Raw genomic sequence first — 20,595 nt, forward strand, 5'->3', positions numbered from 1 at the left:
GCGCACCTTCCCGGTCACTGCGCCAAGTCACTGCGCCAAGAAGTTCGCCAGCAGCCGCGGCCCTTCGAGCGTCAAGAAGCTCTCCGGGTGAAACTGCACGCCCTCGAGCGGGCGCTTCGTGCCGTCCGCCCACGCGCGGCGCAGGCCCATGACCACCCGCCGCTGGTCGCCCGCTTCAGTCCGCTCGATCGTCCACGCCGAGACTTCCCAGCCGTCCTCGCCCGGGCGTCGCGCGGGGATCGTCTCGGGCAGCACCACGAGCGAGTGGTAGCGTGTCGCGTCGAACGGGCTGGGCAGCCCGGCGAAGACGCCGCGCCCGTCGTGGTGGATCGGGCTCGTCTTGCCGTGCACGGGCACCGCGTGGCGCGTCACGGTCATGCCGTTCATGTCGGCCATCGTCTGGTGCCCCAGGCACACGCCCAGCACGGGCACGCGCCCGGCGAACCGCTCGATGATCGCCGCCGAGCACCCGGCCTCCTTGGGCGTGCAAGGCCCGGGCGAGATGATCACGCGCGAGGGCCCGCGCCCCGCGTCGAGACCCGCGGCCTGGTCGGGCGTGATCTCGTCGTTGCGCACGACCAGCAGGTCGCGCCCGACGCGCAGCGACCGGTCGATCTCGCCCAGACGCTGGACGAGATTCCACGTGAACGAGTCGTAGTTGTCGATGAGCAGGATCACGCCGGAGGGTAGTGACGCGCCCGTGCCGGGCGCGGGGCTCGCGCCGCGAACCCGTCGCGTCCCTACGCCGCCTCGCCCTGGGCGCTCGTCTCGGGCTTGGTCCCGCACACCCCGTCGCGCGTGACGAGGAAAAAGTCGGCGCAGATGGGGTACGGCAAGCGGCGGAAGTCGTGCTCGACGCGCTCGCGCAGGCGCGCGACGAACGGGTCCGGCCCGCACGAGAACCCCACGAACATGTCGCGCGCGGGCGTGGCGACGTAGAAGTTCCCGCCCAGCTGCGGCGCCAGCCGGTCGTACAGCCCGTCGAGCAGCAGCCGGGCCGCGTCGTACCCGTCGTGCTGCGACAGGATCGCGGCCTTCCCGCCCTCCTTCGATTCCACGACCTGCACTTCCAGCTCGGGCGCGTACTGGTTGAGATTCTCGCGCGCAATCTGCTCGGTCTCTTCGATGTCGAGGCGCCAGCGCACGAGCTGCTCGGTCGTGATGCTCACGGTCATGTGCGGGAGATCGGTGACGAAGACGATGACCGTGTCGTTGACGAACGGGACGTGCGCGACCTGCTCGCGCGAGAGGTGCCGGAAGATGCCCTCGGGCTGGATGCGGGGCATGATCCGCGAGCGGGCGAAGTCGAGCGACATCGAGACGAGCTGGAGGGCGTCGCCGGCGAAGAGCTGCTCGAGGTAGTGCGAGACGATCTCGGTGCCGCGGGCGGGCTCGTGGTTGACCATGCGGAAGAGGTTCTCGAGGTCGAGCCGCCGCCCGTTGACGATGAGCTCGCGCGGGCCGATGAAGTCGACCGCGTAGGCCGGCTGCAGTTGGCGCAGCATGGACGCGACGGTTTCGGCGAACGCTTCGGGTTCTCGCGGCATCGAGCCCATGGGACTCCTCTCATCCTCCGGGCAGGGGGCGGAATCGCCCGCGTCCCGAAGGCCGGGCGAGACGCCCGGGGTTGAACCTTCGGGAGAGACCATCGTCCTTCGATTCGCCCGAGGTCAGAATCGGTTCGGACAATCCACCCCCGGGGACTGCGCATGACGCCGTCCGCCTTGCCGGGGCGCAGACCTTGCGTGCTCGGTTCGCGCCACGGGTCGGGATGGAAGGATCATGTCGTCTGCGCCGGGGAGGGGGAGGGGTGTATAATCCCGCCCCCCTAGAAGCCCGGCAGGGTTCGCGGGCGACGGACACGTCGGCGGGAAAGGGGTAGAGTCGTGTTCCCCGGGGGCCGGTGGTCTCCGGGGGGCGTGTGGGCCGGCCCCTGGGTCGATCGAAACGGAGAACGCACGTGACCGAGCAGGAGATCGAAGCGAAAGTGATCGAAATCGTGGCCCAGCAGATGGGGCACGACAAGTCAAAGATCTCGCGCACGTCGAGCTTCATCGACGATCTGAACGCCGACAGCCTCGACCAGGTCGAACTGGTCATGGAACTGGAGGAAGCGTTCGAGACCGAGATCCCCGACGATCAGGCCGAGAAGATCAAGACCGTCGGCGACGCGATCGACTTCATCAAGCAGCACCACGCCGCCTGATCCGTCCTGATTCCCGGATCGCCGACGCTCGCGGGTCGAGTGACGGAAACATCGGGGCGCACGCGCGGCACACCGCTCGGGCGGCCCGCGGACGGCGCAGGAGCAATTCATGCGGAGCGCGGGACACAGGGTGGTCATCACCGGTATCGGCGCGGTGACAAACCTGGGAACGGACGCCGCCTCGACGTGGGCGGCCATGCGCGAAGGGCGCAGCGGCATCAGCGAGATCGAGGGCGAGGACTTCCAGACCTTCGCCGATCACTGGGACGTCCGCATCGCCGGGCAGGTCAAGAACTGGGACGTCTCGTCCTTCCTCGACTTCAAAGAAGCCAAGCGCCTTGACCGCTTCAGCCAGCTCGGAATGGCCGCGGCCGCCGAGGCCGTCCGACACTCCGGCATCGATCTTGCCAAGGAAAACCCCGAGCGTTGCGGCGTCATCGTCGGCTCCGGCATCGGCGGGATCAAGACGATCGAGGACGGGGTGCTTGTCATGAAGGGGCGCGGCCCGGACCGCCTCAACCCCTTCACCGTTCCGCGTCTGATGGCCAACGCCGCCGCGGGGAACATCTCCATCAAGTTCGGCCTGCAAGGGCCGGCCTCGTGCCATGCCACCGCCTGCGCCAGCAGCGGGCACGCCATCGGCGACGCGACGCAGTACCTGCACCGCGGCCTGGCCGACGTGATGGTGGTCGGCGGCGCCGAAGCCGCCTGCACGCCCCTGTGCGTCGGCGCGTTCATGGTCATGCGGGCGCTCTCGACGCGGAACAACGAGCCGACCAAGGCCAGCCGCCCGTTCGACCGCACCCGCGACGGCTTCGTGCTCGCCGAGGGCGCGGCCATGATGGTGCTCGAGACCGAGGAGCACGCCCGGTCCCGCGGTGCGATCATCCTGGGCGAGATACTCGGATTCGGCAACTGCGGGGACGCCACGCACATCACCGCCCCCGACGCCGAGGGAGGCGGCGCGGCGCGCTCGATGAAGATGGCTCTTCGCGACGCCGGCCTCAACCACGAGCAGATCGACTACGTCAACGCCCACGGCACGAGCACGCCCCTGGGCGACAAGGCCGAGGTGGCCGCCGTTCTGAGTCTGTTCGGAAATCACGCCCGCAGATCCGCCGGCGGCAAGCTGCTCATGAGTTCGACCAAGTCGATGCACGGGCATTGTCTGGGCGCCAGCGGCGCGGTCGAGATGATCGCCTGCCTGCACGCCGTGCGAGACGGCGTCATCGCCCCGACCATCAACCTGGAAGAGCCCGACGACGGGTTCGACGTCGACTTCGTGCCCGGGCACGCGCGCGAACGCCGCGTGCGGTACGCGATGAACAACACGTTCGGGTTCGGCGGGCACAACGTGACGCTGATCCTGGGCGCGTACGCCGGATGAACGACGCGGGACGGGGCGCCCGAGGGCGTCGAGCGTCCGGCACGCGGGTTGCGGTAACTCCGTCGCGACGATCCGCCGATGGAGGCTCCCGGTGCGCCATCCGACCGACCCCAACTCGCTGTCTCGTGCGCTGCGCCTCGAGGTGCCGGTGATCGTGCTCCTCGGAGAGCGGCTGCTGCGGACCAACGAGGTGCTGGCGCTCGTGCCGGGCTCGATCATCGAGCTCGCGAAGGACGCGGAGAGCGACCTCGACCTCCAGGTGAACAACCGCAAGGTGGGGCGTGGCCGCGCGGTGAAGGTGGGCGAGAACTTCGGCCTGCGGATCACCGAGATCGGGCACCCGGTCGAGCGGATCGACGCCGCGGTGTCCGGCTGACGACACACCCTTGGGGCGGGAAGCCCGATACGGTTGGCGTCGTGCGTGCCGACGGGCCGCACGCGGCACCCCGAGAACTCCGACCGCGCCCGGCGCGTTGAGCACCACATGCCCCGAGACATCCCCGTCGGCAACGGCGACCTGCTTGTGACATTCGACCGGTTGTACCGGGTGCGGGACATCCACTACCCGCACGTGGGCCGGTACAACCACACGGACGGGCACGTGCAGCGCTTCGGGGTGTGGGTCGACGGGCGGTTCGCGTGGATCGAAGAGGGCGGGTGGGAGCGGAGCCTGCGTTACCGCAAGGACACGCTCGTCACCGACGTGCGCCTGCGCCACGCCGACCTGGGCCTGGAGGTCGAGTGCAGCGACGCCGTGGACTTCCACGAGCCGGCGTACTTCCGGCGCTGCGTCGTGCGCGACCTCACGGGGCGCGACCGCGACGTCCGCCTCTTCAGCCACTGGGACCTCTCCGTGCGCGGGTCGCCCGTGGGCGACACCGCCAACTACGACCCCGCGACCAGCGCGGTCGTCGTGTACAAGGACGACGCCTACTTCCTCTTCAACGCCTGCGACGAGAACAAGTGCGGCATCGACAACTGGGCCATCGGCACCAAGCGCGTCCGCGGCGCCGAGGGCACCTGGCGCGACGCCGAGGACGGACAGTTGGGGCGCAACGCCATCAGCCAGGGCAGCGTCGACGCCACCATCGGCTACAACCTCCAGGTCCCCGCCGGCGGCACGGCGTACGTCACGCAGTGGCTCGCCTGCGGGAGTTCCTACTCCGAGGTCAAGGCCCTCAACCAGCGGATCCTCGAGACCGGGCCCGACCGCATGATCGAGCGGACCGCGTCGTACTGGAACCTCTGGGTCCGCAAGGAGCCCCTCGACGAGCGCTCGCTTCCGCCGGCGGTGTGCGACCTCTTCCGGCGCAGCCAGCTCGTGATGCGGACTCAGATCGACAACGGCGGGGCCATCATCGCCGCCAACGACAGCGACATCACGCAGTTCGGGGGCGATCACTACTCGTACTGCTGGCCACGCGACGGCGCGCTCGTCGCCTACGCGCTCACCCTCACCGGGCAGAGCGAGCTCTCGCGCAACTTCTTCCGCTACGCGGCCCGCTGTCTGCGGGGCGATTCGTACTTCCTGCATAAGTACACGCCCGCGGCGGAACTGGCCAGCTCGTGGCACCCCTGGATGCTCGAGGGCCAGCGCGTGCTGCCCATCCAGCAGGATGAAACGAGCCTCGTGATGTGGGCGCTCCGCAAGCACTTCGAGACGTTCCGCGACGTCGAGTTCGTCAAGCCCCTCTACCAGTCGCTCATCGTCCGCCCCGCCGACTGGACGCTCAAGTACCGCGACACGCACGGCCTTCCCCACCCTTCCTGGGACCTGTGGGAGGAACGCCGCGGCGTGCACCTCTTCACCGTCGCGTGCACCATCGGCGCGCTGCGGGCGGCGGCGGCGTTCGCCACCGACTTCGGCGAGTTCGACCGGGCAGCCCTCTACCGCGAGGGCGCCGAACGCATGATCGGCGCCATGCGCCGGCACATGTGGAACCCGCAGGCCAAGCGGTTCGCACGCCTCGTGACCCCGCAGGCGGGCAACGGCTACAAGATGGAAATGACGGCGGATTCCGCGAGTTTCGCGCTCTTCGCCATCGCGGGCCTCTCCCCCACCGACGAGATGGTCGCCCAGGAGATCGCGCACATGCGCGAGCTCGTCATGGTGCGCACCCCCATCGGCGGGTACGCCCGCTACCAGCACGACTACTACCACCAGGTCGAGCGCGACGACATCACCAAGGTGCCCGGCAACCCCTGGGTCATCTGCACCCTCTGGCGCGCCCAGTACATCATCGCCCTGGCGCGCACCGAGGCCGACCTCCAGGAAGCCCTCGACATCCTCAACTGGTGCGTCGCCCGCGCCGAGCCCAGCGGCGTGCTCGCCGAGCAGTTTCACCCCTTCACGGGCGAGGCCATCTCCGTCAGCCCGCTCACGTGGAGCCACGCGACGTACGTGATGGTCGTGCTCGAGTACCTCGCGAAACTGCGCGACATCCGGACGCGCGAGGCCCCGCGCCCGGCGCACGCCCCGCCCCACCCGGCGACGCCCGCGAACCCCGCGGCCTCGTCCGACGAGGACCACGAGGCCGCCGCGCGATGAGCGTGCTCGCCTGGTCGCTGCTGGGCCTGAGCGCGGTCCTGCTGGTCGCCGCGGGCGTGCGCCTCGCGCAGATGCGCGCGAAGTACGAGCAGCGGGGTTTGCTCACGCGCTGGCCCATCCGCACCGTCCGCCTCGACCAGGTCGACCCCGTCTTCGCGACCACGCCCCTGGGCCCGTCGCGCGACACCGAGGTCGCCTTTGTCGGGGCCGTCGGCGTGCCCGGGGGCATCAGCGACCTCGAGACCTGGGTGCTCTGCACGCTCGCGAAACGCCGACGCGCGATCTTCGAACTCGGCACCTGCACCGGCAAGACAACCTACCTGCTGGCGCGCAACTGCCCGGCCGACGGCGTCGTCACCACCATCACGCTCTCGCCCGAGCAGGCGGCGGCGTACGCACGCGCGCCGGGCGACGCGGCGCACGACGGGCGTGCGGCCGTGCGCGAGTCGGCCTTCACGACCTTCTACTACACCGGGACCGAGGTCGAGCCCAAGGTGCGCCAACTCTTCGGCGACAGCAAGCAGTTCGACCCGGCCCCGTACGAACGGGCCTTCGACCTCATCTTCATCGACGGCTCGCACGCGCGCTCGTACGTCGAGAACGACTCGCGCCTCGCCCTGCGGATGGCCGCCCCGGGCGCGATCATCCTGTGGCACGACTACCGCGGGCCTCGCCGCGCCCAGGGTGTCTTCCGCGCGCTCAACGCGCTGGCGCGCGAACTGCCCCTGCGCCACATCGCGGGCACCAGCCTCGTCTTCCATCGCGTGCCGCACGGCACAGGCGCGGGCGATCCAGCCCACGCCCGCTAGCGCAGCCGGACCTGCCCGCTGCCCTTCGCGATCGTGCCGACCTTGAACACACGCTCGCCGAACTTCTCGAGCTGCTCGCGGACGGACTCGGCGAACGCGGGCCGCACGATGAGGCAGTACCCCAGCCCCATGTTGAACACGCGCTCCATTTCCTCGTTCTCGATCTTCCCGTGCGCCTGCAGGAACGTGAACACCGGCGGCACGGGCCACGAGCCCCGCTCGACCACCGCGTCCAGCGTCGGGGGCAGCGCCCGGCACAGATTCCCGCCCAGCCCCGAGCCCGTGATGTGCGCCATGCCCGTCACCACGTTCTTCACCGCGTACGAGCGCAGCAGCCGCACGATCGGCGAGGCGTACAGCCGCGTCGGGGTGAGCAGCACCTGCCCGAGCGTGCGGGGCTCGGCGGCGGCGGCCTTCGACCGGCGCCGGGCCGGCGCGGGCGGGTTCAACTCCGTGTAGACGCGCGCGAGATCCAGCCCCGCGCTCTCGACCACTTTGCGCACGAGCGTGTAGCCGTTGCTATGGATGCCGTCGCTCGCGAGCCCCAGGACGATGTCGCCAGAGCGCACGCGCGCCGGGCGCTGCACGCGTTTGAGCTCCACGACGCCCACGCAGAACCCGGCGAGGTCGAAGTCGCCGGTGCGGTACAGATCCGGCATGTGGGCCGTCTCGCCCCCGAGCAGCGCGCAGCCGGAACGCCGGCACCCCTCGGCGATGCCGCGCACGAGGTCGTGCAGGAAGGCACGGTCGATGACGGGCGTGGCGATGTAGTCGAGAAAGAACAGCGGCTCGGCGCCCTGGACAATCAGGTCGTTCACGTTCATCGCGACCAGATCGATGCCGACGGTATCGAACACGCCGAGCTGGGCCGCGAGCTTCACCTTCGTGCCGACCCCGTCGCAGCACGCGACGAGCACCGGGTCCTTGTAGTTGCGGGCGAACAGCCGGGCCTTGTAGTCCAGGCGGAACAGCCCGGCGAAGCCGCCCGGGTTGGGGATGACGCGGTCGGTGTGCGTGCGTCGGAGCACGCGGTCGAGCGACTCCGTGAACGAGTCTTTCTCGTCGATGTCGACGCCCGAGTCGGCGTACGTCAATCCGCGTGCACGGCCGGCCATCGTGGTCTCCCGGGTGGAGCCAACGATAGCGACACGACCCGCGGACGGGCCTGTCGGCACGTGGTGCGCGGGCCGCACCGGGGTTTCAGGCCCGCAGGGCGAGCATTGTCACGACAACGATGGTCACGACCATCGCGAGGAAGCCCGCGGCGCTGGTGATGACGCCCGCCACCGCCAGGCGCCGGTTCGGGGCACGGGTCGAGAGGGCGACGATGCCGAGCACCGCGCCCCCCAGCCACAGCGGTGCGGAGAAGATCCCGACGAGCGGGCCCAGGACAATGCTCGCGGCCCCCAGCCCGAGCGACACCCCGCCCATCCACGCGTTGCCCGGCGCACCAACCGCGACGGCCCCGGTCGCCCGCGCCACGCCCGCGGGCTGGGGCGTGCCCGAGCCGCCGCCCCCACCGCCCCCCGCACCGCCGCCGCTCGCGCGCAGGTGCTCGGCCCGCGCGACCAGGTACAGCGGGAACGCGATCGCCCACAGCAGCAGGCATCCGATGAACCACGTCGCGGGCGAGTTGCTCAGCATGTTGCGCTCGGTCCGCCGCATGCCCAGGCGCCGGGCGTCGATGAGCACCCAGACCGACGTGCCGACGACGACCAGTCCCACGCCCAGCGGGAACGCGATCTGCACGACCTGCACGAGGTTCATCGGTGCACTCCCCATTTCGAAGCGCGGCACGCCGCACCGTCCCAGAGATCCGTGCCCGCCCCCGTGGAGACTACCAGAACGCCCGACCGCTCCTCCGGCGAACTTTCACCCGTCCTGCACACGACGCCAACACGCCCCGCCCCCAAAGCCCCACAATGCGCACGCCGTCCAAACACCTTCGCCGCCCTCACCCGCCTCATCTCTTCACTCTGCCACCGTTCCACTCTGCCTCTTCACCACACCTTTCCACTCTGCCACTTCCCCCTCCCCACTTGCCATTTGCATCTTTGCCGTTTGTCCATTTCCTCCGGAGACTCCCATGCGCACGACGACCTGGCTCGCGGCGGCGATCACCCTGACCTCCGGCGGCACCGCGGCCCTCGCCTTCCAGCCCCACGCCGACGAGAACGACGCCAACGCGCCCTTCGGCGCCAACTCCCCCACCTTTCAGTTCGTCGCCCTCCCCGACACCCAGAACTACAGCGAGTTCTACCCCGAGATCTTCGACGCCCAGACCCGCTGGGTCGTCGACAACGCCCGCGCCAACAACATCCGCTACGTCAGCCACGTCGGTGACGTCGTCAATCACGGCGACCGGCGCAACGAGTGGAACAACGCCCGCGCCGCCATGGACCGCATCCACTACGCCGACATCCCCTACGGCGTCACCGCCGGCAATCACGACATCACGCCCTCGGGCTCCGCGGGAACCGCCTACATCCCGCAGTACTTCCGCGAGTATTTCGGCCCGCAGACCTTCGCCGGAAAGGACTTCTTCAAGGGCGCCTCGCCCAGCGGCATGAGCAGCTTCCAGACCTTCACCGGGGCCGGCAAAGAGTGGCTCGTCGTCAACATCGAGTGCGACACCCCGTACCGCGAGCTCGAGTGGGCCCAGGGCGTGCTCGCGGCCAACCGCGACAAGGCCGCCATCATCACCACCCACCGCTACCTCCAGGACGCGCAGGACTACACCGGGGGCGTGCCGCTCGTGCCCAGCGGGCGCTACCCGAGCATCTGGTACGGCGTCGAGGGCACCTACACGCCCGACGGCATCCAGAGCAACGCCTTCTTCGACGAGTTCGTCCGGCGCCAGTCCAACGTGTTCATGGTCCACTGCGGACACTTCCACGAGGAGTACCGCCAGACGAGCACCAACGTCTTCGGCCGCCCCGTGCACGAGGTGCTGCACGACTACCAGGACGACCCCAACGGGGGCGACGGCTGGCTGCGCCAACTCAACTTCGACACCGCCGCCAACCGCATCAATGTCGAGAGCTACTCGGTGACGCGCAACGAGTACCGCGCCGCCGACGAAAGCCGCTTCTCGCTGAACGTCGACTTCGACGCGTATCGCGCGCGGGGCTCCGCGTTCTTCCAGAACGGCGTCAACGCCTACGCCGGCACGCAGGACACCTGGGTGAGCCAGGCCAACCCCGGCACGTCGTACGGCGGGAGCGATGGCATCGTCGTCGACGACGACGTGAACAACAGCCCCTTCAACGACCGGCGAGGCCAGGGCCTCCTGCGGTTCGACGGCATGTTCACGTCGACCGGCGAGGACGGCAAGGTGCCGCTCGGCGCGTCGATCTCGCAGGCCACGCTCAGCCTCTTCGTGCCCGACGACATCGACAACCCCCTCGCCGACCCCGACATGTACGTCTTTCTCATGACCCGCCCGTGGGACGAATCCAGCACGTGGGACAGCCTCGGGGGCGGGCTCACGCCCGGCAACGACTACGCCCAGCTCATCGCGACGTTCCTGGGCGACAACGACCCCGATGACGACACGCTCCGCACCGTCGACGTCACCGCCGCGGTCGCGGCGTGGGCCTCGGGCACGCCCAACTACGGCTTCGCGATCATCTCCGAGATCATCTCGGGCAACGACGACGGCATCGAGATGCACGCGTCGGAGTTCAGCGTCACGATCCTCCGCCCCTCGCTGGAGGTCTTCTGGACGACCACTATCCCGGCCCCGGGCGCCACAACCGTGCTCGCGCTGGGCCTGATGCTCGGCGCCCGCCGGCGCCGGGCCTGAAGCCTGGGGCTCAGTGATTGCCCAGCACGGCCTGCTCGAGGCGCTCGGGCGCGTCGTACCCCAGCCCGAACGGCGTCGCGCTGAACTCCGCCAGCGAGACCTCTTCCTGGCGCACGAACCCCGTGGCCCGCGGCAGCTTGCCCCGCCGGTGCAGGTCGAGGAACCCGCACACGCCCGCGGCGGTGGTCAGTTCGATCGCCGGCCACACCCGCCCGAACAGGCTCGTCGCACGCACCGTGCGCTCGAAGTTCACCTGCCACAGCCGCCCGTCCTTCTCGCCCACCGCGTTCACGAAGATCACGACGACGTCCTGCAGCGTGCGCGCCAGCGAATGGTCGAACAGGTCGATCAGCAGCCACCGGTCGAACTTCTGCCCGCGCGCGTTGGGCTCGGCGTGCTCGACGCTCAGGCCGAGATCGTGCAGCAGGCAGCGCATGAGATCTCGATGCCCCGGGTAGCGGATGGTCTTGTACGCCACGTTCGCGCCCGGCGAGAGGCGTTTCTCGTTCTGCAGCGTCTCGATCAGGCTGCCCACGCCCCCCGAGGTGTAGAACGCCTCGTACTCCACGCCCTCGAACGAGAACCGCTCGAGCCCTTCCAGCGCGGGCACCTTGACGGCGTGCCCGTTCAGCATGACGTTGCACGGCTCGCAGTACTCGTTGATCACGCCCGCGGCCGACCACGTGACGTTGTACTTCAACTGGTTCGTCGGGTACTGGGGGAGCGCCCCCACCCGCAGCGTGAGGTCGTGCACGCGCTCGAACTGGCGCGCCACGTCGTACGCCGCCACCGCGATGTACCCCGGCGCCAGCCCGCACTGCGGCACGAGCGCGACCTTCGCCCGCCCGGACGCGTCGATCTGACGCACCTGCTCGGTCGTCGCCACGTCCTCGGTCACGTCGAAGTAGTGCACGCCCAGGTCGTTCGCCGCCTCCGCGATGCCCTGCACGAAGTTGAACGGCAGCATGCACACGACATAGTCGTGCCCCGTGAGCGCGCTGCGCACCTGCGCGTCGTCCGACACGTCCAGGCGGCGTGCGTCGAACGCCACCTGGTGGCGCACGCTCGCGCGCAGGCGCGCCAGGTTGGCGGTTGCCTCCTCGAGCGGCGCCTGCTCGCGATCCGCGAGCGTGACGTGGTAGTTCCCCTCGCCGCACATCAGCAGCAGTTCGCCGACGGATTTGCCGACCTTGCCGGCACCCAGCACCAGGACCTTCTTCATCGCGCGCTCCCCTCGTCAGGCCCCCCGCGGGGGGTCGAAATCTAGGCTGCGCACACTGCAGGCGGCCCGGAGACGGACCGATGTTTGGTCTCGGTGCGGGGACGGACATCCCACTGGGGGCGTGCGCCCCCTGCCAGCCCGATGGTCAAACCGGCGGCACGCACCCTACCGTACCCGCTTCGTCCGGCGGCCCGGCCCCCGGGAGAGAGACTCAGGAGACGACTCGTATGGCCCGCAGCATGCTCTTCACGTCTGAATCCGTGTCGATGGGGCACCCGGACAAGGTCGCCGATCAGATTTCCGACGCGATCCTCGACGCCATGATCGCCGACGACCCCATGAGCCGCGTCGCGTGCGAGACGCTCGTCGCCACCGGCCTGGTCGTCGTCGCGGGCGAGGTCACGACGAACACGTACGTCGACATCCCCGAGCTCGTGCGTCAGACCATCCGCGAGATCGGGTACACGACCGCCGAGATGCGCTTCGACGCCGACTCGTGCGCCGTGCTGGTGGCCCTCAACCGCCAGAGCCAGGACATCGCGCTGGGCGTCGACAAGGAGGGCGCGGGCGACCAGGGCATGATGTTCGGCTACGCCTGCCGCGACACGCCCGAGTTCATGCCCCTCGCCATCGACCTCGCCCACCGCCTGGTCGAGCAGCAGGCCCACGTCCGCCGCGCCGCGATCGTGCCGGGCCTGCGCCCCGACGCCAAGAGCCAGGTCACCATCGAGTACGAGAACGCCAAGCCCGTGCGCGTCGACACCGTGGTGCTCTCGACCCAGCACGAGCCGACGTGGAACGACCGCCAGGACGCCCTCAAGCGCGAGGTGATCGAGCACATTCTCAAGCCCGTCCTCAAGGAGTGGTGGAACCCGGGCATCAAGGTGCACGTGAACCCCACCGGGCGCTTCGAGATCGGCGGGCCGCACGGCGACTCGGGCCTCACCGGGCGCAAGATCATCGTCGACACCTACGGCGGCATGGGCCGCCACGGCGGTGGCGCGTTCTCCGGCAAGGACCCGACCAAGGTCGATCGCTCCGCGGCGTATATGGCCCGGTACATCGCCAAGAACGTCGTCGCCGCCGGGCTCGCCGAGCGTTGCGAGATCCAGCTCTCGTACGCCATCGGCGTCGCCGACCCGACGAGCGTGCTCGTGGACACCTTCGGCACGAACTGCGTCGACGAGGACCGCATCTCCACCGCCGTGCGCGAGATCTTCGGGCTCACGCCGCGCAAGATCATCGAGACGCTCGGCCTGCGCACGCCGATCTACTCGCCCACCGCCCGGCACGGGCACTTCGGCCGCAAGCCCTACGAGGGGCAGTACACCGACCGCGTCAAGAACCTCACCCGCGGCCCGAAGCTCGGCTTCTTCTCGTGGGAACGCACCGACAAGGCCGACGCGCTCAAGAAGCTGTGCTCCTGAGAGAAGGGACTGGGGAACAGCGATCGGCATTCGGCATTCGGCATTCGGCATTCGGCATTCGGCATTCGGCATTCGGCATTCGGCATTCGGCATTCGGCATTCGGCATTGGGGTCGCCCCTTCGCCCTCTCACCCCTTCACCACGTCACCACTTCACTTCTTCGCCCCCCTCCACCACTCCACCACTCCACCACTCCACCACACACTCCACCACTCCACCACGCCACCACGCCACCACGCCACCACTCCACCACTCCACCACTCCACCACTCCACCACTCCACCACTCCACCACTCCACCACTCCACCACTTCACCACTCCACCACTTCACTTCTTCTTCCCCGCCGCGACGCGGCGACGGCCAATAGCCGGGGGTCGCCGCGCAGCGGCACCCCCGGACAACCGCGCCCCACACCCGTCCGCACCGCGTAGCGGTGCGGGCAACGCAGCCCGCCCGCTACAACTCCCGCAGTACCGCGCGCACCGGGCTCGCGTCGAACCCCATCAGCCGCAGCGGGAGCGCGATCAGCTCGTACGCGCCCGGCGTGACGGCGTCGAGCGCGAGCCCCTCGAGGATCGAGATGTCGTGCCTCGCGCACGCGGCGTGCGCCGGCAGGTCCTTGGATGTCTGCAGGTCGACGCTGGGCGTGTCGACGCCGATCGTGATGACCCCCCGGGCCGCGAGCGCGTCGACGAGCGCCGGCTCGAGCCCGGCGAAGTCGTCGTTCCACGCCTGAAAATCCGGGAACGTGCCGGTGCGGATGAGGACGCGCGGAGCGGCGATGGCTGCCAGGCCGCCGGCCGTCCCCCCCGGCAGGTGGCGGGCGACGTCCTCGACCCGGACGCGCGAGCCGCGGGCGACGGGCGCGTCCACGACCATGCACAGCCCGAGGTAGTACGAGAGATCGCGCTCGCCGATGCCGACACCCGACGGCGTGTAGTGGTTGGGCCCGTCGGCGTGCGCGCCCAGGTGCACGGTGGCGCGGATGGTGCTGAGCGTGACGCTGTCGCCCTTCGCGAGTTCGCACAGCACCTCGCGGGTCATCGGCGTATCGCCTGGCCACACGCCCAGCCGCGCCGTGAGCGGCGGCGTGATGTCGTACACGCGCGTCATCGGTGGTCACTCCGTGCGGAAGCCCGGCCCTCGCCCGGCGCGAGCGGCGTGATCGTGCGCAGGTGCGGACGGGCGGCGTCGAGCACGTGCGCGTCCCACGCCGGGTGCCCCCACGCGCTCGCCGGCACGTCGCCCGCAATCGCGTACAGCAACGCGTTCATCTCGCGTCCCCGCCGCTGCGCTACGGCGTACGGCACCGTCGAAAAGCTCACCAGGTTGTACTGCGGCGTCACGTCGTCGCCGCGCAGGCGGTGCAGCGTCTGCTCGATCCGCTTGCGGTGCTGGAAGTCCTCCCGCCCCGCGAGGTCGCGCATCTCCACGAAGTTCTCGATCGCCATGTCGGCGATGGCATCGGCGTTCGGCTTGCGGGCGCGCTCGAACGCGGGCAGCGCCGTCCCGAAGTCGCCGGCGTGCGCGTCGAGCAGCTCGGCCAGCACGCGGACGTCCTCGAACCCGCAGTTCATCCCCTGGCCGTAGAACGGCACGATCGCGTGCGCCGCGTCTCCCAACACCGCGACGGTGCCCGCGTGCTGCCAGGGCCAGCAGCGCACGGTGACGAGCGAGCCGACGGGGTTGTGGGCGTAGTCGTAGGGCAGGGTGGGCATCAGCGGGAGCGCGTCGGGGTAGTGCTGCCCGAAGAACGCCTCGACGCGCGTTGGCTCCCCCGGCGGGAGGGCGGCGAAGGAGTGCTCGCCCTCGAAGGGCCAGAACAGCGTGCAGGTGAACGATCCGTCGCGGTTGGGCAGGGCGATCATCATCGAGCCGCCGCGGGGCCAGATGTGCAGCGCGTGCTGTTCCATGGCGTGCTCGACGCCCGCGCGCGCGGGGATGTGCAGTTCCTTGTACCCGTGCGCGAGGTACGACTGGCTGTACTCGAAGCGGTCGGTCTTCTGGAGGCGTCCGCGCACGGGCGAGAACGCGCCGTCCGCGCCGAGGACGACGTCGGCGTCGATGCGCCGCGCGGCGCCGTCGGGCGTGCGGAACACGCCCGCGGGCGCGTCGAGATCGACGTCCTCGCACGCGTGGTCGAAGGTGAGTTCGACGTTGGGCTCGGCCGCGGCGGCCCGCAGCAGCGTGAGGTTGAGATCGCCCCGCGAGACGGAGTTGATCGCGTCGGCGGGGTTGGCGCTGTAGGGCTGGAAGGCGGTGCGCCCGGCGACGTCGTGCAGCATCCGCCCGGGCATGGCGATCGCGTCGCGCTCCATGACGACCGAATCCAGCCCGACGCCGGCCAGCCCCCACAGCCCGCGCACCGAGAGCGCGAGGTTGATCGAGCGCCCGCCGGCGTAGCCCCGCACGCGCGGGTCGGAGCGGCGTTCGACGACGTACACGCGCATGCCGCGCCGCGCGAGGTACACCGCCAGCAGCGACCCGCAGAGCCCGGCGCCCACGATCAGCACGCGCGTCGTCATGCGCCGGCTCCGTTCGCGCCCGGCGTGAGCACCTCGCCGAGGATCGCGGCGAACGCGCGCACGTCGGCGAACGTGGTGTACAGCGGGACGGGCGCGGCGCGGATGACGTCGGGCTCGCGGAAGTCGCAGACCACGCCCCTGGCCTGCAGGCGCCGGAAGGCGGCGCGGGCGTCGCCCGGCAGGCGCAGCGAGAGCTGGCAGCCGCGCTGCGCGGGGTCGCGGGGCGTCAGCACGCGCACCGCCGCCCCGGGGTGCCGGCGGGCGTGCGCGTCGAGCAGGAACTCGAGGTAGGCGGTGAGACGTTCGCTCTTGGCGCGGAGCGCATCCATGCCGGCCTGCGCGAAGATCGCGAGCGAGACGCGCAGCGGCGCGAGGGCGAGCACCGGCGGGTTGCTGAGCTGCCACGCGTCGGCGCTCGCGACGGGCACGAACTCGGGCGTCATGCGGAAGCGCGTGGCGGGGTCGTTGCCCCACCATCCGGCGAAGCGGGGGAGGGGACCCGCACGGAGTGCGGGGGTACCCGGAGCGGGGGGTCTCGGAGAAGACCCCGCACGGAGTGCGGGGGTACCCGGGGGAAGGTGACGTTCGTGCACGAACGCGCCGGCGACCGCGCCCGGGCCGCTGTTGAGGTACTTGTACGAGCACCACGCCGCGAAGTCGGGGGCGTCGTCGTGGAGTCGCAGGCGGAGGTTCCCCGCGGCGTGGGCGAGGTCCCACCCGACGACGACGCCGCGCTCGCGGGCGAAGCGCGTGATGGCGGGGATGTCGAACGCCTGGCCCGAGAGGTAGTTCACGCCCCCGAGCAGCACGAGGGCGATCGAGGCGCGCTCGCGGTCGATGGCGGCGAGGATGTCGTCGGTGCGGAGCGTGGCCTCGCCCGCGCGCGGGCGCAGACGCAGGACCGCGCCCGCGGCGTCGAAGCCCGCGCGGCTGGCGTGGAAGTCGGCCTGGCTCTGCACCGCGTACGAGTCGCTGGGAAACGCCTGGTCCTCGATGACGATCTTGTATCGCTCGCGCGTGGGGCGGTAGAACGAGACCATCAGCAGGTGCAGGTTCGTCGTGAGCGAGTTCATCGCGACGACCTCACGCGGGAGCGCTCCCACGACCGAGGCGAGCGCATCGCGGACTTCTTCGTGCGCGGGGTACCACGGGTGGGCCGCCTTGAAGTGCCCCTCGACGCCCAGGCGCGCCCAATCGTCGAGTTCCTGCTCGAGTGCGCCCCGCGTGGCGCGCGGCATCAGCCCGAGCGAGTTGCCCACGAGGTAGATGCACTCGGCGTCCCCGCCGCCCCGCGGGGCGACGGCCTGCGGCGCGTCGTGGTTCGTGCGCGGTGCGGCGTTGCCGGCGTGCGCGACGTCCGCGGCGCGCGGCACGTGGAAGAGCGATCGGTACTCGCGCAGCGGGTCGGCCGCGTCCAGCTCGCGGGCGGACGCGTCGTCCTCGCGGAACTGCCCGTCGGCTGGCGTCACTCGCTCGCCTCGCGCGCGGGGGCAGCGCCCGTCCCGGGGCCCAGTCGCCGGAGCTTGATGTTGCGGTACCAGACGGGGTCGCCGTGGTCCTGCAGGGTGATGCGCCCGGTCGTGGGCTCGCCGAAGCCGGGCATCGTCGCGAACTTGCTGTTCTTCATGGCCTCGGCGTAGGCGGGGCTCGCGGTGTCGATATCGACGACCTTGAACCCGTTGAGCCAGTGCTCGATGCGCGTGCCGACCGCGACGATGCGCGCGTGGTTCCACTCGCCCGCGGGGCGGGCGGTGTCGTGCGCGAGCGCGAAGAGGTCGTACATGCAGCCGGCGCGGGTCTTGGGCTTCTTGCCGTCGACGTGGCGGAGATCGTCGAGCACCTGGAACTCGCGCCCGGTGCGCCAGGGGTAGTCGTGCCCTTCGGCGGCGCGATACATGATCCCGCTGTTGCCGCCGGGGCCCACTTTCCACTCGATCGAGAGTTCGAAGTCGGCGTAGTCGGCGTCGGTGGCGATGTCGCCCCCGCCGTTGCCGGGGGTGAAGCAGAGCGTGCCGCCCTGCACGCTCCAGCCGGCCTTGGGGAATCCCTCCTGCCGCCACGCGTGCCAGCCGGCGGTGGTGCTGCCGTCGAAGAGCAACGTCCAGCCGGCGGCCTGCTCTTCCGGCGTCAGCGCATTGTGCGGGCGCGTGTCCGACCACTGCGGGTCGAGGGTCACCTTGCCGGTGGCGGCCCACTCGGCCCCGCGCACCAGGAGCGCCCGGAAGCCCGGGTTCACCACGCTCACCTTGGTCGCGTCCTGCTTTTCCCAGGTATGTCCCAAGGGCGTGGCGAAGACGCGGCCCTGGCCCCAGGTGCGGGTGAGGGCCATGGGCTCGTACTTGCCGCTGCCGCCGCTTTCCGTCGAGGACATGGCGCGGGCGAGGAGCGTGTACTCGGCGCCGTGGGGGTTCACCATGTTGTGGTAGAGCTCGTCGGGGGTGGTGAAGTCGGCGATGCCCTTGACGATCGGGTGGTCACGGTCGACGAACTCGACGGTGAACTCGTGGAACTTGCCGTGGGTGGTCTCGCCCTTGCGCCACATCAGCGCGTGCATGCGTTCGTAGTCTTCCCAGCCCCGGAAGGCGTTGTTGGAGGCGTGGATGGAGACGAGGCCGCAGCCGCGCCGGATGTGGTCGGAGAAGGCCTTCTCGATGTCTTCGGGCCAGCGCTCCTCGGCGTTGTAGTCGAGCACGATGAGCTGGTGCCGGGCGAGCATGCCCGGGCTGGCGAGGTCGCGCGCAGGATCATCGGTGATGGTGACGTCGAACCGGCCGGTGGCCTCGAGCGTGTCGGCGTGGACGCGGCTCGTGTAGCGCCAGTTGTGGTTGTTCTTCCCGGTGATGAGCAGCGTGCGGATGGGCTGGGCGCCGGCGGGCGCGAGCAGGGAGAAGGGGTGCGTCCCGCAGCAGAAGACGAGGAACGTGAGGAGCGCGAGGTATCGGGTCATGGGGACCTCCGGATTGCGGGTCAGGATATCGCGCGCGGGGCGGAAGGGGGGGCCAGCACCGATGCGCGGTGCGCGGGTTGGGGGCGGCGCAATCCGGGGGTGCCGCTTCGCGGCGACCCCCGGCTATTGAACGGCGCGGCTACGCCGCGGGGAGGGGGGCGTGTAAGAGTGGCAAAGTGGCAAAGTGGCAAAGTGGCAAAGTGGCAAAGTGGCGGAGTGGCGGAGTGGCGGAGTGGCGGAGTGGCGGAGCGGCAGAGTGGCAGAGTGGCAGAGTGGCAGAGTGGCAGAGTGGCAGAGTGGCAGAGCGGATCGCTAGGCGCGTCGTTGCACAGCGTCGCGGCGCGGGCAGTCCGCCAGGTGGTCGTTCACCATGCCGACCGCCTGCATGAACGCGTACATGATCGTGGTGCCGACGAACGAGAAGCCGCGGCGTTTCAGGTCCTTCGAGAAGACGTCGGAGACGGGCGAGCGGGGCGGGATGTCGGTGTGCACGCGCGGCGCGGGCGGGGGTTCTGCGCCCTCGACGAACGACCAGGCGTAGGCCGCGAACGAGCCGCGCTCTTCGGCGACCCGCAGGAACGCGCGGGCGTTGGCGATGGACGCGGCGACCTTCAGGCGGTTGCGGACGATGCCGGGATCGCCCAGCAGGCGGGCCTGGTCGCGGGACGTGAAGCGGGCGACGGCCTGGGGGTCGAAGCCCGCGTAGACCTCGCGGTAACGGGCGCGCTTCGCGAGGATGGTCTCCCATGAGAGCCCGGCCTGGGCGCCTTCGAGGATGAGAAACTCGAAGAGCGTGCGGTCGTCTCGCACCGGCACCCCCCACTCTTCGTCGTGGTACGCGATCGAGAGCGGGGTCTTGGCCCAGGGGCAGCGCGGCATGCGGGAGCGTAGAAGCAATCGCGCGAGACGGGTCGGGGCGCGCGCGAGTGCGGTGCGCGGCGCGCGCGGTCGCGTCGACGGGGCACTTGCGGGTATTCTGCGCGCATGAGCACCACGAGCACGCCGATCCTGCCCCCCCTGAACCTGCAGAAGTGGATCCGTCAGAACGCGAAGGATCTCCAGCCGCCGGTGAGCAACAAGCAGTTGTTCACCGATTCGCCGGACGTGATCCTGTTCGTGTCGGGCGGGCCGAACACGCGCAACGACTTTCACGTGAACCCGACGGAGGAGCTGTTCTACCAGTTGAAGGGCGACATCGCGGTGCGGCTGCGGCCTTTGGACGGGGGCAAGCCGTACGACCAGGTGATCCGCGAGGGCGAGTTGTTCCTGCTGCCGCGCTGGGTGCCCCACAGGCCGCAGAGGCCCAAGGGGACGGTGGGGCTGATCGTGGAGTTCCCGCGCGGGAAGGACGCGCGGGGGCGGCCTCAGCAGGACGGGCTGCGGTGGTACTGCCCGGCGTGCGACGAACTGGTGTACGAGGCGCGCTGGGTGCTGAAGCGCGTGGACGAGGACCTCAAGGTCATCATGCACGACTTCTGGGACGGGCCGGAGAAGCGCCGGACGTGCAAGGCGTGCGGCACGGTGATCCAGCGGGCCGGGGCGATTGAGTTGAAGGCGGGGAAGGTGCGGGCGGCGGGGAAGTCGAAGGGCACGGGCGCGCGGGCGAGGGCGAAGAAGAAGTGACGGCCTGCTCGGTGCGTGGCTGCTCGGTGCGTGCCCATGTGGTCTGGACTGCGGCGTGTCCGACGCCGCCGGCGTGGGCGTCGTAGGCTGATCGGC

19 protein-coding genes are annotated in these 20,595 nt (G+C 70.2%); 8 read left to right on the forward strand and 11 right to left on the reverse strand.

Features of this window, described 5'->3' with window-relative positions:
* Positions 1 to 27: 27 nt before the first annotated feature.
* Positions 28 to 678, reverse strand: coding sequence for an aminodeoxychorismate/anthranilate synthase component II (locus tag SFY69_09575; GenBank protein MDX2132288.1), 651 nt, complete (start codon positions 676 to 678; stop codon positions 28 to 30).
* A 62-nt stretch (positions 679 to 740) separates the two neighbouring features.
* Positions 741 to 1,547, reverse strand: coding sequence for a DUF1444 family protein (locus SFY69_09580; protein MDX2132289.1), 807 nt, complete (start codon positions 1,545 to 1,547; stop codon positions 741 to 743).
* Positions 1,548 to 1,960: 413 nt separating this feature from the next.
* On the opposite strand from SFY69_09580, the gene acpP reads away from it, so the two are divergent.
* The 5 genes from acpP to SFY69_09605 all read left to right on the forward strand — a co-directional run bounded on the left by acpP (position 1,961) and on the right by SFY69_09605 (position 6,950).
* On the forward strand, positions 1,961 to 2,206 hold the full coding sequence (acpP, locus tag SFY69_09585; protein MDX2132290.1) for an acyl carrier protein: 246 nt from the start codon (positions 1,961 to 1,963) through the stop codon (positions 2,204 to 2,206).
* 109 nt (positions 2,207 to 2,315) lie between these two features.
* Complete coding sequence (fabF, locus tag SFY69_09590; protein ID MDX2132291.1) at positions 2,316 to 3,593, forward strand: beta-ketoacyl-ACP synthase II; 1,278 nt, start codon at positions 2,316 to 2,318, stop codon at positions 3,591 to 3,593.
* A gap of 91 nt (positions 3,594 to 3,684) precedes the next feature.
* Complete coding sequence (locus SFY69_09595; protein ID MDX2132292.1) at positions 3,685 to 3,969, forward strand: FliM/FliN family flagellar motor switch protein; 285 nt, start codon at positions 3,685 to 3,687, stop codon at positions 3,967 to 3,969.
* A 108-nt stretch (positions 3,970 to 4,077) separates the two neighbouring features.
* Positions 4,078 to 6,141 (forward strand): glycoside hydrolase family 15 protein, encoded by a 2,064-nt coding sequence (locus SFY69_09600; GenBank protein MDX2132293.1) that lies wholly within the window; start codon positions 4,078 to 4,080, stop codon positions 6,139 to 6,141.
* Complete coding sequence (locus tag SFY69_09605; protein MDX2132294.1) at positions 6,138 to 6,950, forward strand: class I SAM-dependent methyltransferase; 813 nt, start codon at positions 6,138 to 6,140, stop codon at positions 6,948 to 6,950. The genes SFY69_09600 and SFY69_09605 overlap by 4 nt, the downstream gene beginning before the upstream one ends.
* On the opposite strand, the gene purM is transcribed toward SFY69_09605, so the two are convergent.
* A complete protein-coding gene (gene purM / locus SFY69_09610; GenBank protein MDX2132295.1) occupies positions 6,947 to 8,065 on the reverse strand; it encodes a phosphoribosylformylglycinamidine cyclo-ligase in 1,119 nt (372 codons plus the stop codon). The genes SFY69_09605 and purM overlap by 4 nt on opposite strands.
* 85 nt (positions 8,066 to 8,150) lie before the next feature.
* Positions 8,151 to 8,717, reverse strand: a complete 567-nt coding sequence (locus SFY69_09615) for a hypothetical protein (protein MDX2132296.1) — start codon at positions 8,715 to 8,717, stop codon at positions 8,151 to 8,153.
* A 319-nt stretch (positions 8,718 to 9,036) separates the two neighbouring features.
* Between SFY69_09615 and SFY69_09620 the strand changes: the two genes are divergently transcribed.
* Positions 9,037 to 10,755 carry a DNRLRE domain-containing protein gene (locus SFY69_09620; GenBank protein MDX2132297.1) on the forward strand — a complete coding sequence of 573 codons (1,719 nt, stop codon included), beginning with the start codon at positions 9,037 to 9,039 and terminating at the stop codon, positions 10,753 to 10,755.
* A 10-nt stretch (positions 10,756 to 10,765) separates the two neighbouring features.
* On the opposite strand, the gene SFY69_09625 is transcribed toward SFY69_09620, so the two are convergent.
* Entirely contained in the window at positions 10,766 to 11,977 is a 1,212-nt protein-coding gene (locus SFY69_09625; protein ID MDX2132298.1) for a saccharopine dehydrogenase C-terminal domain-containing protein, read from the reverse strand.
* Between the two features lie 227 nt (positions 11,978 to 12,204).
* Here SFY69_09625 and metK point away from each other — a divergent pair, with 227 nt between their 5' ends.
* Positions 12,205 to 13,404: a methionine adenosyltransferase gene (gene metK / locus SFY69_09630; protein MDX2132299.1), complete on the forward strand. Its 1,200-nt coding sequence runs from the start codon at positions 12,205 to 12,207 to the stop codon at positions 13,402 to 13,404.
* A 144-nt stretch (positions 13,405 to 13,548) separates the two neighbouring features.
* On the opposite strand, the gene SFY69_09635 is transcribed toward metK, so the two are convergent.
* The 6 genes from SFY69_09635 to SFY69_09660 form a co-directional block, all read right to left on the reverse strand.
* A complete protein-coding gene (locus tag SFY69_09635) occupies positions 13,549 to 13,734 on the reverse strand; it encodes a hypothetical protein (GenBank protein MDX2132300.1) in 186 nt (61 codons plus the stop codon).
* Between the two features lie 126 nt (positions 13,735 to 13,860).
* A complete protein-coding gene (locus tag SFY69_09640; GenBank protein ID MDX2132301.1) occupies positions 13,861 to 14,517 on the reverse strand; it encodes a cyclase family protein in 657 nt (218 codons plus the stop codon).
* Entirely contained in the window at positions 14,514 to 15,929 is a 1,416-nt protein-coding gene (locus SFY69_09645; protein MDX2132302.1) for an NAD(P)/FAD-dependent oxidoreductase, read from the reverse strand. The genes SFY69_09640 and SFY69_09645 overlap by 4 nt, the downstream gene beginning before the upstream one ends.
* Entirely contained in the window at positions 15,926 to 17,398 is a 1,473-nt protein-coding gene (gene kynU, locus SFY69_09650; protein ID MDX2132303.1) for a kynureninase, read from the reverse strand. Before kynU ends, SFY69_09645 begins: the two co-directional genes overlap by 4 nt.
* The gene (locus SFY69_09655; protein MDX2132304.1) at positions 17,395 to 18,876 is read right to left on the reverse strand and encodes a family 16 glycoside hydrolase; all 1,482 of its coding nucleotides are present in this window, start codon (positions 18,874 to 18,876) and stop codon (positions 17,395 to 17,397) included. The genes kynU and SFY69_09655 overlap by 4 nt, the downstream gene beginning before the upstream one ends.
* Positions 18,877 to 19,188: 312 nt before the next feature.
* Positions 19,189 to 19,755 carry a DNA-3-methyladenine glycosylase I gene (locus SFY69_09660; GenBank protein MDX2132305.1) on the reverse strand — a complete coding sequence of 189 codons (567 nt, stop codon included), beginning with the start codon at positions 19,753 to 19,755 and terminating at the stop codon, positions 19,189 to 19,191.
* A gap of 105 nt (positions 19,756 to 19,860) precedes the next feature.
* Between SFY69_09660 and nbaC the strand changes: the two genes are divergently transcribed.
* On the forward strand, positions 19,861 to 20,499 hold the full coding sequence (gene nbaC / locus SFY69_09665) for a 3-hydroxyanthranilate 3,4-dioxygenase (GenBank protein ID MDX2132306.1): 639 nt from the start codon (positions 19,861 to 19,863) through the stop codon (positions 20,497 to 20,499).
* Positions 20,500 to 20,595: the final 96 nt, after the last annotated feature.

This window comes from Planctomycetota bacterium (assembly GCA_033763975.1).
Taxonomy (GTDB): Bacteria; Planctomycetota; Phycisphaerae; order Phycisphaerales; family UBA1924; genus RI-211.

Excerpts from the sequence above, each read along its gene's own strand:
- SFY69_09580 (MDX2132289.1), bottom strand. The coding sequence starts at position 1,547 with ATGCCGCGAGAACCCGAAGCGTTCGCCGAAACCGTCGCGTCCATGCTG.
- fabF (MDX2132291.1), top strand. The coding sequence starts at position 2,316 with ATGCGGAGCGCGGGACACAGGGTGGTCATCACCGGTATCGGCGCGGTG.
- SFY69_09600 (MDX2132293.1), top strand. The coding sequence starts at position 4,078 with ATGCCCCGAGACATCCCCGTCGGCAACGGCGACCTGCTTGTGACATTC.
- SFY69_09605 (MDX2132294.1), top strand. The coding sequence starts at position 6,138 with ATGAGCGTGCTCGCCTGGTCGCTGCTGGGCCTGAGCGCGGTCCTGCTG.
- purM (MDX2132295.1), bottom strand. The coding sequence starts at position 8,065 with ATGGCCGGCCGTGCACGCGGATTGACGTACGCCGACTCGGGCGTCGAC.
- SFY69_09615 (MDX2132296.1), bottom strand. The coding sequence starts at position 8,717 with ATGAACCTCGTGCAGGTCGTGCAGATCGCGTTCCCGCTGGGCGTGGGA.
- SFY69_09620 (MDX2132297.1), top strand. The coding sequence starts at position 9,037 with ATGCGCACGACGACCTGGCTCGCGGCGGCGATCACCCTGACCTCCGGC.
- SFY69_09625 (MDX2132298.1), bottom strand. The coding sequence starts at position 11,977 with ATGAAGAAGGTCCTGGTGCTGGGTGCCGGCAAGGTCGGCAAATCCGTC.
- metK (MDX2132299.1), top strand. The coding sequence starts at position 12,205 with ATGGCCCGCAGCATGCTCTTCACGTCTGAATCCGTGTCGATGGGGCAC.
- SFY69_09640 (MDX2132301.1), bottom strand. The coding sequence starts at position 14,517 with ATGACGCGCGTGTACGACATCACGCCGCCGCTCACGGCGCGGCTGGGC.
- SFY69_09645 (MDX2132302.1), bottom strand. The coding sequence starts at position 15,929 with ATGACGACGCGCGTGCTGATCGTGGGCGCCGGGCTCTGCGGGTCGCTG.
- SFY69_09655 (MDX2132304.1), bottom strand. The coding sequence starts at position 18,876 with ATGACCCGATACCTCGCGCTCCTCACGTTCCTCGTCTTCTGCTGCGGG.
- SFY69_09660 (MDX2132305.1), bottom strand. The coding sequence starts at position 19,755 with ATGCCGCGCTGCCCCTGGGCCAAGACCCCGCTCTCGATCGCGTACCAC.
- nbaC (MDX2132306.1), top strand. The coding sequence starts at position 19,861 with ATGAGCACCACGAGCACGCCGATCCTGCCCCCCCTGAACCTGCAGAAG.